20 protein-coding genes and 1 pseudogene are annotated in these 14,093 nt (G+C 59.5%); 18 read left to right on the top strand and 3 right to left on the bottom strand.

All coding sequences use genetic code 11. From position 1 onward, the window contains the following. Positions 1 to 68: 68 nt before the first annotated feature. Both CMC5_RS45420 and CMC5_RS49315 read left to right on the top strand, forming a co-directional pair. The gene (locus CMC5_RS45420) at positions 69 to 344 is read left to right on the top strand and encodes a hypothetical protein (protein WP_156339167.1); all 276 of its coding nucleotides are present in this window, start codon (positions 69 to 71) and stop codon (positions 342 to 344) included. A 124-nt stretch (positions 345 to 468) separates the two neighbouring features. Further along, positions 469 to 687: a neuraminidase-like domain-containing protein gene (locus tag CMC5_RS49315; protein ID WP_169796782.1), complete on the top strand. Its 219-nt coding sequence runs from the start codon at positions 469 to 471 to the stop codon at positions 685 to 687. Positions 688 to 836: 149 nt separating this feature from the next. Here the strand turns inward: CMC5_RS49315 and CMC5_RS38200 are convergent, their stop codons facing one another. From CMC5_RS38200 to CMC5_RS38210, 3 genes are read right to left on the bottom strand one after another with little or no spacing between them, the layout of a single operon-like run. Beyond that, positions 837 to 1,178, bottom strand: a complete 342-nt coding sequence (locus CMC5_RS38200; RefSeq protein WP_050435015.1) for an ATP-binding protein — start codon at positions 1,176 to 1,178, stop codon at positions 837 to 839. Further along, the gene (gene istA, locus CMC5_RS38205) at positions 1,171 to 2,637 is read right to left on the bottom strand and encodes an IS21 family transposase (protein ID WP_050435016.1); all 1,467 of its coding nucleotides are present in this window, start codon (positions 2,635 to 2,637) and stop codon (positions 1,171 to 1,173) included. The genes CMC5_RS38200 and istA overlap by 8 nt, the downstream gene beginning before the upstream one ends. Next, on the bottom strand, positions 2,634 to 3,005 hold the full coding sequence (locus CMC5_RS38210; RefSeq protein ID WP_156339168.1) for a hypothetical protein: 372 nt from the start codon (positions 3,003 to 3,005) through the stop codon (positions 2,634 to 2,636). The genes istA and CMC5_RS38210 overlap by 4 nt, the downstream gene beginning before the upstream one ends. A 2-nt stretch (positions 3,006 to 3,007) precedes the next feature. Between CMC5_RS38210 and CMC5_RS45425 the strand changes: the two genes are divergently transcribed. The 16 genes and pseudogenes from CMC5_RS45425 to tnpB all read left to right on the top strand — a co-directional run bounded on the left by CMC5_RS45425 (position 3,008) and on the right by tnpB (position 14,088). Then, complete coding sequence (locus CMC5_RS45425; protein WP_156339169.1) at positions 3,008 to 3,148, top strand: hypothetical protein; 141 nt, start codon at positions 3,008 to 3,010, stop codon at positions 3,146 to 3,148. A gap of 704 nt (positions 3,149 to 3,852) precedes the next feature. After that, complete coding sequence (locus tag CMC5_RS38215; RefSeq protein ID WP_156339170.1) at positions 3,853 to 4,539, top strand: hypothetical protein; 687 nt, start codon at positions 3,853 to 3,855, stop codon at positions 4,537 to 4,539. 803 nt (positions 4,540 to 5,342) lie between these two features. Beyond that, a pseudogene (locus CMC5_RS49320) lies at positions 5,343 to 5,540 on the top strand (toxin C-terminal domain-containing protein); the annotation flags it as partial. 14 nt (positions 5,541 to 5,554) lie between these two features. Further along, the gene (locus tag CMC5_RS46295) at positions 5,555 to 6,052 is read left to right on the top strand and encodes a hypothetical protein (protein ID WP_245678111.1); all 498 of its coding nucleotides are present in this window, start codon (positions 5,555 to 5,557) and stop codon (positions 6,050 to 6,052) included. A 32-nt stretch (positions 6,053 to 6,084) separates the two neighbouring features. Continuing rightward, entirely contained in the window at positions 6,085 to 6,618 is a 534-nt protein-coding gene (locus tag CMC5_RS45435) for a hypothetical protein (protein ID WP_156339171.1), read from the top strand. A gap of 171 nt (positions 6,619 to 6,789) precedes the next feature. Continuing rightward, entirely contained in the window at positions 6,790 to 7,311 is a 522-nt protein-coding gene (locus CMC5_RS45440) for a hypothetical protein (RefSeq protein WP_156339172.1), read from the top strand. A 557-nt stretch (positions 7,312 to 7,868) separates the two neighbouring features. After that, on the top strand, positions 7,869 to 8,414 hold the full coding sequence (locus tag CMC5_RS38230; protein ID WP_050435021.1) for a P-loop NTPase family protein: 546 nt from the start codon (positions 7,869 to 7,871) through the stop codon (positions 8,412 to 8,414). Positions 8,415 to 8,719: 305 nt separating this feature from the next. Beyond that, positions 8,720 to 9,160 carry a protein-tyrosine phosphatase family protein gene (locus CMC5_RS38235; protein WP_050435022.1) on the top strand — a complete coding sequence of 147 codons (441 nt, stop codon included), beginning with the start codon at positions 8,720 to 8,722 and terminating at the stop codon, positions 9,158 to 9,160. 70 nt (positions 9,161 to 9,230) lie between these two features. Then, positions 9,231 to 9,851, top strand: a complete 621-nt coding sequence (locus CMC5_RS38240) for a hypothetical protein (RefSeq protein WP_218920173.1) — start codon at positions 9,231 to 9,233, stop codon at positions 9,849 to 9,851. A gap of 87 nt (positions 9,852 to 9,938) precedes the next feature. Next, entirely contained in the window at positions 9,939 to 10,283 is a 345-nt protein-coding gene (locus CMC5_RS45445) for a hypothetical protein (protein ID WP_156339174.1), read from the top strand. A gap of 76 nt (positions 10,284 to 10,359) precedes the next feature. Beyond that, positions 10,360 to 10,692 (top strand): hypothetical protein, encoded by a 333-nt coding sequence (locus CMC5_RS38245; protein ID WP_050435024.1) that lies wholly within the window; start codon positions 10,360 to 10,362, stop codon positions 10,690 to 10,692. Between the two features lie 203 nt (positions 10,693 to 10,895). Beyond that, positions 10,896 to 11,543 carry a hypothetical protein gene (locus tag CMC5_RS45450; RefSeq protein ID WP_156339175.1) on the top strand — a complete coding sequence of 216 codons (648 nt, stop codon included), beginning with the start codon at positions 10,896 to 10,898 and terminating at the stop codon, positions 11,541 to 11,543. A 316-nt stretch (positions 11,544 to 11,859) separates the two neighbouring features. Continuing rightward, on the top strand, positions 11,860 to 12,216 hold the full coding sequence (locus CMC5_RS38255; RefSeq protein WP_050435026.1) for a hypothetical protein: 357 nt from the start codon (positions 11,860 to 11,862) through the stop codon (positions 12,214 to 12,216). Between the two features lie 130 nt (positions 12,217 to 12,346). After that, the gene (locus CMC5_RS38260) at positions 12,347 to 12,697 is read left to right on the top strand and encodes a hypothetical protein (protein WP_156339176.1); all 351 of its coding nucleotides are present in this window, start codon (positions 12,347 to 12,349) and stop codon (positions 12,695 to 12,697) included. A gap of 663 nt (positions 12,698 to 13,360) precedes the next feature. Then, a complete protein-coding gene (tnpA, locus tag CMC5_RS49325) occupies positions 13,361 to 13,720 on the top strand; it encodes an IS66 family insertion sequence element accessory protein TnpA (RefSeq protein WP_050430262.1) in 360 nt (119 codons plus the stop codon). Continuing rightward, positions 13,714 to 14,088: an IS66 family insertion sequence element accessory protein TnpB gene (gene tnpB, locus CMC5_RS38270; protein WP_050430263.1), complete on the top strand. Its 375-nt coding sequence runs from the start codon at positions 13,714 to 13,716 to the stop codon at positions 14,086 to 14,088. Before tnpA ends, tnpB begins: the two co-directional genes overlap by 7 nt. Positions 14,089 to 14,093: the final 5 nt, after the last annotated feature.

Genomic DNA, 14,093 nt, shown 5'->3' on the forward strand with positions numbered 1-14,093 from the left:
GATTCTCAATAGTCCCAAACGCCTCTACCGATGTTCGTAGAGTTATTCTCTATCAGTCGGATTACGGCGTGTACCTGTTCCTTTCCAGGAGCGAAAAGGACGAAGGAACGTTCGCTGATGAATGGTATGAGTACGTGAGCGATGCCGAAGCAGAGGCCGAGGAACGCTTCGGTATCACCAAAGACATGTGGATCGAGGTTCCAGAACCGCAAGCTGGCTGCCAGCCTGACTGGATCGAGCCGGTGCGGGTTCGCGGCCGCAAGTACGGAGAACCGGAGTATGGTGTCTTGGAGAGACTAGTAAACGGCGAATGGGTAGTCATCCCGCAGAAGCGACCAAAATGAACTCCAGAGTTTAAAATTGGCCTACGACTCCTCGGCCTCGGTCGCCATCACAAATTCCCAGGACACCACGAGCGCATGTCCTCACCCGGCCCCGTCCTGACAAGGCGTTCAAGGCCGAAGCCGCGTGCACCTCTTCTGGGCACTGTTCACAGCAAAACCGCTCGAAGGACAGCCTCTTTCGGACTCGAACAAAGGTCCTAAGGTCCTCTGGGAGGTCAGGCTCGCATGGAGTAAGCGCCGCGAGGGCAAATGGCTTCCCAAGCAAGTCTCCACATCTGCTTGGCGGGCGGGCAGCGCACACAAGCAGCCACTCAGCAAGGCTCGACCCCGTTGGAAGCGGTAGCCGGAGGAGCCATCGGGTGGGCCGCGGGAGCCGCGGGCGGGGCGCTGAAGGGAAAGGGGGGCGGCCTTGTGAACGACATCTGGGACACGCTGTCCCTAACGGTCGGACGAGGATCCGGTGGTGCTTCAGGACCCGCTTCTAAGGGAACATCAGCAAGTGCGGTTATTGGTGATGTCGCATAGGAGATATACCCTGCGATCGAAGCAAAGCCCGTGGCAGCACGTGTGCTTCTGAAGGAGGCGAACGAACTCTCTCGCGCTGCTGGAGAGCCAGTCGAAGCGGTCCAGCGGTGAGATGCTGCCGAGTGTGGCCATCTTGGTCCTGCGCGCCAGGTTTCTGGCGTCGCGTTCCCGCTGCTCGAGGTCGACGAGCGCTTCGAGTAGCTGGGCTGGAGACAGCTTGCTCTTCTGAGCATGGGTGAGCAGCGGCTCGATGGCTTCGCGGCCTGCACGGATACCGAGTCGCTCGAGGGCGGCGAAGAGCTCAGTCATCGTAGCCTCCGAGATCGTGGGGGATGACGTCGCACTCGCGCACGTGCGGAGCGAAGGGCACGGCAATGGGGACAGGGCGCTGGCAGCGCTGCCGCTCTTGCTCGCACAGCATGGCGAGGGCGCCTGGGTCGTGAGAGCCGCGCTCGAGCATCTGCGCGACCGCGACACGCACGATGGCGGGCCCGTACAGGTCCAGCAACTTCAGGGTCCCAGCGACCATGCTGCCGAGGTTGCGTCCGTGCTCGGCCCAGCGCTCGATGAGCTTGTCGGTGCCTGGCAGCTCGGCTTCGAGCCGCTCACGGCCTTTGAGGTCCCGAGCGGCGCGCTTGAGAGCGAGCAGCTCGGCGCGGTGCTCGGGCAGCTCGAGCCACTGGTCTTTACCCCAGCATCGCTCGTGCCGGGCCACCTCGCGCGTCCCGTCGAGAAGGCGCAGCTCGGTGACGCTGGCGACGAGCGTCAGCGAGCTGCGCGCGTGCGCCGAAGGGACTGAGTACCGGTTGGTCCCGACACGGATGAAGGCCGTTTTGTCGACGGCGACGGGGGTCACCAGGTCGGTCTCCGGGAGCGGCTCTGGCAAGGGCAAAAGGTGCGTACGCTCCTCCTCGAACAGGTCGACTACCGAGCGCTCTGGGTAGCGTGGGTGAGGTCGCTGGTGCGCGACGGAATGGACGAAGTCGAGCAGCAGTGCGTTGCCGTGAGCGACCGAGTGAAGGGTGCGACCGGCGAAGAAGCGGTCCTTGAAGAAGCGGATGGCGCGCTCGACACGCCCTTTTTCATGTGGCTTTCGCGGAGCGCACAGCCGGGGCTGGACATGCATGCGCGCGGCCAGGTCGAGGAGCTGGGAGTGGAAGCGGATGGCGTCACCGTGGCGCTCGACCACCACGGTCTTGGCATTGTCGAACAGCCATTGCCGCGGCAATCCTCCGAAGAACGAGGCGGCGCGTACCAGCGAGCGGCGCAACGAATGAATGTCCATCTCCAGCACCAGCTCGACGAAGCTGGCACGGGAGTGGGCGAGCACCATCACGAAGGCCCACAGCGGCCGTTGTCCACCTGGAACACAGAGCTGACCGACGTGCGCCCAATCGACCTGAGACTGCTCTCCGGGCAAGGTCTCGACACTCAGGAAGGCTTCCTTTTTCGGCGTCGGCCGCGCCGTGCGCACGTACCTGCGCAGGATGCACAAGCTGCCCTCGTAGCCTCGCTCGCGGAGCATGTCGTAGATGCGCGTGGCGCACAGGCGGGGGTAACGCTCGAGCGTCTCGTCGATGAAGCCATGGTAAGGCTCCAGGCGACGTGCCTTGGGTCTCGGTGAGCCTGGCTTGGGACCAAGCCGGCCCAGCACCCGCTCGACGACGTCCGCGTGGACTCCGAGCTGGGCGCAGATGGTCCCGCGCTTCCAGTGCTCGGCGAAGAACAAGCGCCGGATCTCGGCTTCGACCTCGGCCGAGATGGTCATCGGAGCACCTCCGTCACGCCGAGCTGGCGAAGGTCGCGGAAGTCACCGAGGCCGCGCAAGAGGGCATGACGACGTGACAGGCGGGGATGAAAGGCAATCCCCACCTCGTAATGAAGCGTGCGCTCGCCGTACCCGAGCGCGTCGGTCAGCGCGAGCGCGGAAGGTGGCTGCTGCTCGTCCACACACAGCACAACGGAGAGGGGCCGCTGATGCCAGAGCGCGAGTCCCTCCAGCAGCGTCGCTGCTGCGCGTGGGTGGCACCGTCGCGCCGGCCCCAGAACCGCTTTGAGCAGGTCCTTGCCTTCGCTCGTGACCAGCATCCGGACGCGCTCCGGCTCGGGCGCGAGCATGACCTGTATTCGATCCATCGATGTGGCTCTCCCTCGGCACCTGCGACCGCTTCACCTCGAAGCAGGGCACGGCACCGGCGAGCCGCACCGTGCACCACGGGGCCAACTCCCTGGCAGGCTGCTCCATCACGCGGCGTCGCCACGATCGCCTCGTGCGGTAGGCGCGCTGTCTGTCCCGGTGATCCAGCCGGCCCTCCTCGCTGCAACGATGACGCGCGTTGGAGAGGCGATTCGATTCTTGCCTGGCAAAACGACGACAATCGTCGGTGCAGTAGAGCCGTCCCCGGTCGCACCGCGCGCAGACCCAGAACAGGTGCTTGCACCTGCCGCACCGCATGAATCGCAGCCCGTCCACGTACCCGCCTGGAGGGCGTCACTTTGTTGGCCCTCGTCACCCAGGTGCGCGAGGGTCCACGCCGTCGCGTACCCGCGCGTCACTGAAGGTCAGGAGGTCGTGCTCCTGGCCTTCTCTCTTTTGTCCGCTTCTCAGCGCCGTCCTACCGGCTCATCGCCGACCGGCGAACTTCTCCGCGAACTCGATCGCCGATTCTTCGGATCGAAGCGTGTGGTCACAGCCTGGAGGCATCTGCGCAACAGAGCAGGAGATTTACTCTGGAGGTGGGCATCCACCTGACTGATGATTTCGAGCGTGCGCTGGTCGGATACGGAAGAGGCGGGGTCATCGTCAGAACAGAGGTGCCGACTTCATTTGCAAACTCAGTCCATCGAAAACATCCAATCACCAGGCAACCTAAATTTTTATCAACACCCCAGAAGGCATCGAAGTACTCAACCAGAATATCCGCATCAGGCATACATGGAATGCGTTGAATCGTGGAATCAAGGCAAATTTTAGGAGACACCCATGCCCTCATCTCCAATGGCCTCTCAATCATTCATTGGTCGAGATATTTTTGCACGCATCTGGTCTCTTGTGCTTCTGAGCGCTGCGGCAGCGGAGATCGATAATTTGCAAATCCCATTTGATCCTCAGCTCCGACAGTTCACCGCAAAGCACGATGAGGATCTGACCATGCTGTGGAAATCGATACAGCAGTGCACATGCCTCAGAGACGACCTCATGGCTAGCGCCATTGAAGACTCGATCTGGGCTGGGACCAGAACTCTCTATGCAGATCCTGACATGCTGAAAGCCGAGCTGGCACTAGCAAGCCTGAATCCTGAAGAATTCAAGAGGCTAGGGTTTGAGGGCACCACATTCGATGGCGAGAGCATTCGTCAAGCTTGTAGCGATCTTCTCGCCAAGCTTTTCGGCTCCCTCCTCGCCGCCCAGTTTGGATACTGTTACAATGCTCGAACGGACACCGAGACGTTGACGGATGCCACTCGGGCTCTTCAGGACGTCTTCTCGAAACTGTCCTCGATCGTCGAGAGCGTTCAACTGCCCTTGAACTCGCTCTCACTCTTCGAGTTCGCCTTTTCAAACTGGCTGCCCGTCTGGAGCTGGACGTGCGCCCATCAAAGCCCCTCCGAGGACTTTCAAAACCACGTGGACAGCTGGATCGAGTACATGCGCACATCCAGTCCATGAGTACCGCTCGTCGGCCCGTCGCAGCAGTCGTCGACGCCGGGCCGAGCTCAGGTCGTGGGTTCCTGCCTTCCCCCGAAGCTCCAGCAGGGGATTCTCCCCGCACGAACACCATGCGATGGTGAGAGGTGACCAGCGCGGCACAAGAAAGGTCGGCCGCGGAGGTCGTGAAGGCCGGAGAAGTCGCGGGCGCGGCGGAGGAGGGCTCGGCTGGAGACGAGGAGGCCACGCAGGTCGCCGAGGGGGGCCCGGACGCTGGCGCGCATCCAGGCGGGCTTCGAGGAGGGGGACCGGCCTCCTTCGAGCATGCCCGGGTGCTGGACGTGGCCGGGGAGGAAGCGATGGCGATCCCCGCGCTGGAGCTGTGGTCATATCGAGATAAGCAGCGAGCTGAAATTCAAGACCTGGAATCTCCTCGTCGACATTGCCTCTTCGAGCGCAGCAAAACCTCTACCACCATAGCCAGATCGTCGAGCCCATCCCCCGGTACGACGACTACGCCCTCTATCGCCTCATCCATGCCGAAGGCCGCGAGCATGCGGGCTAGAACGCCGACATCCAGCAGGACGCCGAGGGTTCCCCCTCGTCCAGGCCGCCCATCCCAATGATCCTCAGGCGCTCCGCAGCTACACGGAAACGTATGACTACGACGAGCGCAAGGGAGCTGCGAAGTCGGCGACCAAGGCCAGGAGACGGATCGTCGGAGAGCTCGCCGAGGAGGGCGCGAAGGGCGTCGCGGAGAGTGCTGGCGCCGCCAAGGCGGGGAGCAGAAGATCGCTCGCGAAGCCAAAGCTCGAAGGAGATCCGTGGAGTCCAGCCGAGGTCGCAAAGCGGCAGGGGACCGTGGTGGAACCAGCGGGACCGCTGGTGGCCCGAGCGCTGAGATACACCCGGAGGATCCCTCCCCACAAGGGCCCCATCAAGACCCACGGCAGGCGGCATATCGCAATGGGAAGAACTACATCACCAAGGATGTCGATTCACATGACGGCGGCATCTGGAGGATTCTTGACAGAAGATGGCAGCGGGAGAGAACATTCGACACTCACCTCAATCAGATCAAAGACGAGCGATGGCGTTTTTCGACATCTACTTCCTGGACGATTTTTACGTTGCCGGCATGGAAGGCAGTTACTTCGGCGAAATTTGCATTGGATCATTTCGTGAGAAGTTTGCTCTGGACAGTCTCTTCTGGTCCAGAGATCGGTATGAACAACAATGGATCGAGGCCGCGCGGCGGATCATGACCCACGACCGTGCCGTCATGATGGCTTCGATCTCCGACCCGGCGACTGCGAATTTTTTCCGGTGGTGGGCTCTTTATCGTGATCGTGATTTGATCGCCGTGCAGGAGCACTACTGCCCCCTCGCAGAACTCGACCGACCGTTCTCGCTGGATAGGCCTGAAGAGTCGATGCAGCCCAGATCGACGAGGTCGGAAGACGGCGTTTTCATCTCGGAGTGGTTCACCACCGTCAGGGCAATGCAAGCATTTCTGGAGCGAAGGACTGCTTAGACTAAATTCACCATGACGAGGCAAATCAAAAGATGATTCTGACCACCGAACACTTCCTACCAGGGACAGCTTCCAATCTACACATTTTCAGAGAAACACTGAATAGCAACGCCGTCGAGGATCGCCTTCGCCAAATATGTTCAGAAATCAACTACGATCTCATCGTGTTCCGTGGCGAACATTTTCGCAATGAACACGAGGCTATACTGGAGCTCGCGACAGCACTAGAGATGCCAAAAAACTACGGCCTGGACTATCGAAACGCGAGCTGGAACAGCATCGATCATTTCGTCACGGAATTGCAAGTTCAGCCGGACACATGGCGCACCAGAAAATCTGCATCGGGATACCTTTTGCTATACCGCGACCCTCAGCATCTCATCAAATCAGACGCGCTTGTATTCGCCACACTGCTGAACATTCTTGGAACGTCTTCTCTCAAAACAGCAAATGGTGTCTTGCCTATTCATCTCATCGTAGGGCCCATGATATTCAGGCATGAGTACTTTTCAGGCTTGCTCAGAGTGTCAGACCAATTCTGCGAAGATTGCCAGAATGTCGACTGAGCAGCTCGATCAATAATGGTTCGTCGGGGTGGATGGGCCTTCAGTGCACAGACATCCCCTCCTTCCTATACGCTTCGATCGCTTTATCACCAAGATCCCCTCGGTCGATGTACGACGCCTGCACTTCAGCACCCCAGCGCGCGATATCGTGAATAGCTCGGCTGCTGTCAGGTGCTCGAGCTTGTTCACGATGACGATCGCAATGCCACAGGCACAACGCAGGGTATCGAGATCGACCTCGATGTGGCGCTTGTCGCCGTCGATGCGTTGCTCTCGAGAGCATTAGGACATGTCCGCGTCGGTGAGCATTTCCGAGACGAGGGCGACGCCATACGGGAGTTTGCGACAGTACTGGAGTTGCCGAAAGATTACGGACCAGACTACCAGAACGCCAGCTGGCATAGCATCGACTTCTATGTCGGCGAACTGCAGGTTCGCCCAGAAACATGGCGTACTAGAAAATCTGCATCAGGATATATTTTGCTCTATCGGGAGCCTGGTCATCTCATCAGCTCCGATGCGCCTGGGTTCGCAAATCTGCTAACCGCTCTTGGAAGCGGCTGTGAGAGGATGGCGCCAGACAGCCTCCCGACTCATCTCGTCGTAGGACCAATGACAAGCCGGCACGAATTCTTTGCGGGCCTGCTCAGAGTGGCAAAGCAATTTTGCGCAGAATGTCTGTGTGTCAACTGAGCTCAGGGTTCAGGTTGGATTCCTCGCGAAGGACATTCACTCGGCAGGCATACAACACGAATACAGCTGTACAGCGGCTTGTATCAAGAACTGCCAGTTGGGTATCTTCCTCGCTCATGCCCCTCAGCACATGGTCATACCTTCATCGATCACGCTCCCCATCTGCCGTGTCGTAACTCACGAGGGTGGCCGACACGAGCGCGCCGGATTTCCTACGGATTCGACCGTCGCGACCAGACCCAACTGACCTGCGGGGTACTCGAACAAGCGCTGGACACCAGGGTAGAAAGGACGCCGCGTTCAGCCAGTTACTTTGGTCCGTGTGTCTCCGTTCGAGACCTTTTGGCGTAGGCTCGACGACGTCATCGTCCCCCCACCGTGAGCTTCTGGCCCTCTGACTCGTCCTCCACGCAAGGTCAAGTCGCACAACGGCCACGCCGTACCTGATCGCCCGCCTATCCGGCGAGAATGGTAGCCTCGAGGGGTAGACTCGGCGCTCTGCTCTCCTGGGCGACGCCAGCGTTCGACGAGGGGACGACGGAAGGAGCGATGGTGAGATGAGCCCGAAAAAGGTGGTCTATGTCGGGCCGGGTTTTTCGGGTCGCCGCACGTCGGTCGTGTCGGTCGTGCGCGCGACAGGCCTTCGAATCAACCCGGGCGTGATGAATCCCGACGACGTGTACCTCGTCGAGGTCGGGGCCGGAGAGCGCCTTCACCTACGCATTTCATTCGCAAGATCCGTCAGGCACTACAACGATGCCGCCTCTCTTCCTGCGGACCACCCAGTGCAACAGGAGCTGGATTGGATATGCGAGGCCGATGGCCTCGTCTTCATCATCGACGCTCAGCGAGAGCGGGAGGGGGCGAACCTCGAGCAGTTCGAGCACCTGACGCGAGACCTCCGGCATCGGGGGCTCGACCTGAACGACAAGCCAGTCGTCTTTCAGGTCAACAAGCGAGACCTCGACAGCACCTCGCCCCTCGATGAATTTCGCAGCGTGTTTGGCACGCGACGATGTGCGTTCGTCGAGAGCGTCGCATCAGCCGGCGTGGGGACGAGAGAGGCCATCCTCACCCTCGCCGCGTTGATGCATGCCGGATGACGCCTCTCACCCGCGCGGCCGACCCACGGCAGACAGAGAGACCCCCTGCCGACGGACAACGCAGGACGAGACGTGGGTGCTCATCGCCGCTCCCCGCCCTGAAGCCGAACCACACCGAGGTCACTGCGGCAGGAGGTGTAGATGCTGGAAGCTGGATGGGTCGGAGGCGGAGACGCTGCCCTCTCCTCTCGGTGGTGAGAACAGCCATGACGCATTTCAGTGAAGCGTCATGCTTCCTCTGGACCGAGACGTGACCTGCTGAAATACTGACCTGGACACGTACCGACAATTCCAGGGAGCAGCTCATGGTGCTGATGAGTGGGAAATCGAAATGCCGCATCTGCGGCGAGCTGCTCGGTTCGGAGGCCAAGGCTGGCCTTCAACATTTCGTACGGAACAAGAAAGATCCTCTCTTCTTGATCTCCGGGGTGCCCCTCCATCGGAGATGTCTTTATGAGTGGCCACTTCGAGAGAAAGCCTTTGCACGATTCGAAGAGAGAAAGCAGCGAATCAGAGACAAGATCTGTGTCGTATGTGGAGAACGAATTACACACGACTGGTACACGACAGACTTTCTCACCGACGATCCGAGTCACCCTCTCTACGAATTCAACTATCTTCATTTCCATCGTTCACATCTCATTCAGTGGGCTCACTTCAGCCGGTTCAAGAAGCTCGTCGAAGAGTTCATCACCTCAGGCGAATACGAAGGGATGCCTATCTTGCCAGACGATCTGGGTACCTGACGTCGGTCTCATCTGAGAGAGCCGGACGCGAGGCGCACCATCAGCTTGGGCTGGAGTCGTCGAGCACTGAATGGCGGTTTCACCGGGGCATAAGTACGCGCGGTGCGTGACCTGCGGATCGACCGTTCGCGAAACCTTCGAGGGCGCTGATGAACGGTACATTGCTCGTACAGGCCTACCTGCTGGCGACCCTGCGCGTGTCCGATCTCGTGGAGGCGTCGTGTCGGCGGCTGACCTCGATTCGTTCACGCTGGAGGAATACAAATCCGAGGCAGTCAGGCGGAGCTTCGACCAGCCCGGTCACCCCATGAGCAACGACATCGACCTTCTGGGAGAGCCGCTGTCTCGGGAGCACGTGGAGGATAAGGATCGCTACCGTCGATGCAGGTTCACCTACGCGCTGCCGCTGTGGCCCGAACTCGTCCTCGTCGTTCACGGCTCGAAGGAAGGCCAATCGGCTGGAGTCGACTTTGCAGGGCGCCACTCGTCAAAGTTTCCCCCGACAGTATCCGTGGTCCATCCCTGGCACCTCGTGGACGAACAGGTGGTCGATTGGCCTGGCTTGCACGTCGTCGACGAGTGGTATCCGATGAAGGAGGATGAGGTGCTCATCCAGGTCGATGATGGCTCATGCGCGCGTCACGTTCTTCAGTTCGACGATGGCCTCCTCCAGGAAGTGAGTCGCGGATGAGGGACACCTTCTCGACCCTGAGCCCAGGAGCAGCAAGTCTCGAAAGCACGAATCAACACCACACGACAACCTGATCGCAGCGACAAGATGATGCGTTTTTCTTCAACAGATCGAGAGAAAATCGATCGCCTCGACCACGACCCCTCCTCCAGACCGATGTATGAACATCTAAGAAACTGTCTGGTATGGCCAGATGAAGAGCCTCCGCTTATTTCAAAAGATGGCTTCCTGTTGCTCGGTCTGTTGTGGGGCATTCGCGGATTCATTCATCGTGGCATCTCGCCAGACAACTGGAACCCTAAACCAGTGGCGTACCAAAAAGTCTGGCAGGACGCACTCAACGATGTTCCTCGATGGCCTGGCTTTAAGAGGTTGGAAATCTCTGATGTCGATCGAGAGTTCATGCGGCAAGCTGAACTCAATGACTTCTAGGACGAGGATCGCGAGCAGGTGCTGTGACCGTCACGGCTCGGCGACAACATCAACGATTCCCGCCAACCAACAATAGATGCCTGAAAAGATTCGCGCTGACCTGATTGTGCCAAAGGAACAAGACCTGCTGGTCCTGTTGTTCGAAGTGCTGTCTGTCGAACTTACGGAGTGTGGTGGCACCTGGGAGGGGGCGGCGTTCGGCGGCACCACGTTTACGGTCATCCCGGATCTGAAAATCGACGGTCATTACGAGATGATTGTCTCGACGGATCGCTCTCATCCATATTTCAGCGAACAACAGAGGTCATTTGTACCCGTCGAGAGGCTCCCCGATTGGCTAGGCAGTATTTTCGCAGCAGAGGGTGTGGACTGCAAATGGGGCTCCTCAGAAGAGGAGGCCGTGGACTGATCCCAAGATCCTGCTCTGACTCAGACGACTGGCAAACTTCGCCTGGCGGCGAGGTGACATGACGAGGGACAGGATGCACCGCGGCAGCCTCTGGCAGCAGGTGGGACATCCGTGAAGAGCGTGAGCCATCTGCGCCAGGTGCTGGAACAGACGACTGTGGGTCGCTCGCCACCGGATATCCCCATGTTCAGGAAACCATGAGTATGACCACGCTGAGCATCAATGAACTGTCTGTAGCTATCCCCGAAGACGTTCAGGTGGTCGCAGCAACCACCGTGGACTGGATACCCGTGTATCGTCTCGATGGCTCATCCATCAGCATGATTGGCGCAACAATCAGGAATGACGCCGTGAGCATCGGGTATGTTGCGACGGAAAATTACTCAGCTGTCTGTGTGCTCAAACGAGGAGAGCGAACCATCATCCTCAATTACAATAGTCCGACCCAGCTCAGCATCGTCTTTGAAGACGGAGAAGCGCTTCCCCGTGCACAGTTCGCCTCGCAGAGCATCCGTCTGGCAAGCCTTGAACTCACACTACCTGCCGGCGTGGAGATCCGCGCAGGGCGGGAACGCCGAGGTCCTGGCCCCGACTGGGTGAAAGCCATCTGGTATCTCTACGGGGTCAAAGCCGTCGAAATTGCCACGCACATCCATCATGAGCTCAACAAGAAAGGGCTCACATCCAAGGCCGTCTGGCCACCCGGCAAAGGAGACGTGCCGCCGCACTGGAAGGTCGAAGGTGAGCGAGGCGAACTGTTCGTGCAAGCCCACCTGACCGAACACGAGAGTCACACGGAGCTGGAAGTGGATGTGCTCGGGGCTCTCAAATCTGCTGAATTCTGCTCCTGAAGCTCGGCTGCCACCGTGCCCAGAACCACCTCCGGTCACACGAGCTCTCGCCCAGCGCAGCCGCCCGCAATGGCCCGTTTCGCTGGTGATTCCACGTCGTCTGGCTCGACCCTGCCTCGGCAATCCCATCGCGCAGTGCCAGCCGGCGCCGCAGCCGGCATTCACGAGGGTTCCGGGCATCGAACGACGCCTCTCCACCATCAGCATGTCCCCCGAGCAGGGGCGCGGTTCCCAGCAACTCCTGCTGGACTGAGGAGCGACCTCGCCGCAACTCCTGTCCGGTCCAAACCAAGATCAAGCTAGCGAGGAACTCGACATGAACTCGTCTGTGGAGCTGGCCATTGAAGCTGTTCGTTGGTGGTGTGGTGAGTGGGAGGAAAAGCGAGGACTCGAACTCTTCGCTGTCGACATGGTTCATGACTCGGGCGTCTTGCTGGAAGATCGAGAATCATTCCTGAAGAGCGCGCAGTGTCGGTTGCCCTGGCCCAGTTACGAGATTGTGCATACATCAATCGACAACCTCACCGTCGCCATCGCCTTCGAAGGCGTGGATCCGATCATCAATTTGAAATCCCGTTTCATCTGGCTGGTCTCTGTCAAAGATGGATCAATCACGAAGATTCTGAGCAATCACGCGAACGTGACGCACTCACGCGACGCAACGCACACGTGACGTGCCACGGAGCCCCATGAAACTGGCTCGTCATCATCGTCTCGACTGGCGCATACACATTCGCCCTCGGTTCGAGAAGGAGTGACCTCGTCGCATACCCTGTCCAGACCGAAGGCAATTCGAGGAACTCATGATGGATTCTCCTGTGACTCTGGCCATTGAAGCTGTTCGTTGGTGGTGTGGTGAGCGGGACGAACAGCGAGGACGCGAACTCTTCGCCGTCGAGATGGTTCATGACTCCGGCAATTTGATGGAAGACAGAGAGTCGTTCCTGAAGAGTGTGCAGCGTCGATTGCCTTGGCCCAGTTACGAGATCTTGCATACGTCAGTCGACAACCTCACCGTCGTCATCGCTTTCGAAGGCGTGGATCCGATGAAAGACAACATGAAGTCCCGTTTCATGTGGCTGGTCTCTGTCAAAGACGGAGCAATCACGAAGGTCTCGAGCACGCTGACCTACTTGTGGCGAACACGCACGTGACGCGCGTCATGGGGACACGCCTGCTGGGGTGGGACGAAACGGTTGCTCAGATCGGCAAATGAGGTTGCGCCCTGCTCATCGTTCTATGGATCGTTCGTGGCTATATTCACCAAAGCTTGCCACCTGAGCGATGGAAACGCCTCGGTGCTGAGAACAGCCATGACGCATTTCAGCGGAGCCTCATGCCTCCTCTGGACCGAGACGTCTTCTGCTGAAATACTGACCCGAATCCGTACCGACAATTCCTGGGAGCAGCGCATGGTGCTGATGAGTGAAAGATCGAAATGCCGCATCTGCGGCGAGCTGCTTGGTTATGAGGCCAAGTCTGGCTTTCGACATTTCGTACGGAACAAGAGAGATCCTCTCTTCTTGATCTCCGGGGTGGCCCTCCATCGGAGATGTTTTCATGCGTGGCCACTTCGAGAGAAAGCCTTGGCTCGATTCGAAGAGCGAAAGTTGCGACTCAGAGACGCGTTCTGTGTCATATGTGGAGATATGTGGAGAAGAGATTACACAGGACTGGTACACGACAGATTTTCTCACTGACGATCCGAGTCACCCTCTCTACGAATTCAATTACCGTATCCGTCCGGTCACCGCCATCGTGATCAGCCGAGTGCGGGCGGGTAACTCCAGAGGCCATCGAAGGCACTGGAGGTTGAGATGGCGACGCGAGCGGAGTGGAGCGAGAGGGTAGAGCGGTGGAAGCAGAGCGGCTTGAGCGCGAAGGCGTTTGCCGGGTTGGAGGGCTTGAAGGTCCAGTCGTTGTACTGGTGGACGTCGAGACTCCGTACGTCCTCTGGAGCGGCGCTTCAGAGTACTCCGCCGAGGTTTCTTCCGGTCCGAGTCGTCAAGTCCCCGCAGGCTCATCCGGCGCGCGTAGGGGTGGCGCCGTCGCCTGCCATCGCAGCCGGCATCGAGCTGGCGCTCCCCAATGGGTGCATCGTGCGGGTGCAGGAGGACTTCGATGCGACGACGCTTGCGCGGCTGCTCCGCGTGGCTGGAGGGACTGGCGCATGCTGATGCTGCCGCCGTCGGTGCGAGTCTACGTCGCGGCGGAGCCTACGGATCTTCGCAAAGGCTTTGATGGCCTGTCGGCGCAGGTGATGCAGCGATTCGGCACCGACCCCCTGAGTGGCCATCTGTTCGTCTTCCTCAACCGCAGGGCGGACCAGGTGCGCATCCTGTTCTGGGATCGCACCGGCTACTGCATCGTGTCCAAGCGGCTCGCTCAAGGGCGATTCCACCTCACCCACGCCGTGAGCGCAGGGCGGACGCATGTCGAGATGGATGCCGCCGAGCTTGCGCTGATGCTCGAAGGCCTCGACCTGTCGGGTGCGACGAGGAAAAAGCGCTGGAGGTTGCCTTCGCCCGGCAAACTCGCGGCGTAAATTGA

Origin of the sequence: Chondromyces crocatus (genome assembly GCF_001189295.1) — a bacterium.
GTDB classification, from domain to species: domain Bacteria; phylum Myxococcota_A; class Polyangia; order Polyangiales; family Polyangiaceae; genus Chondromyces; species Chondromyces crocatus.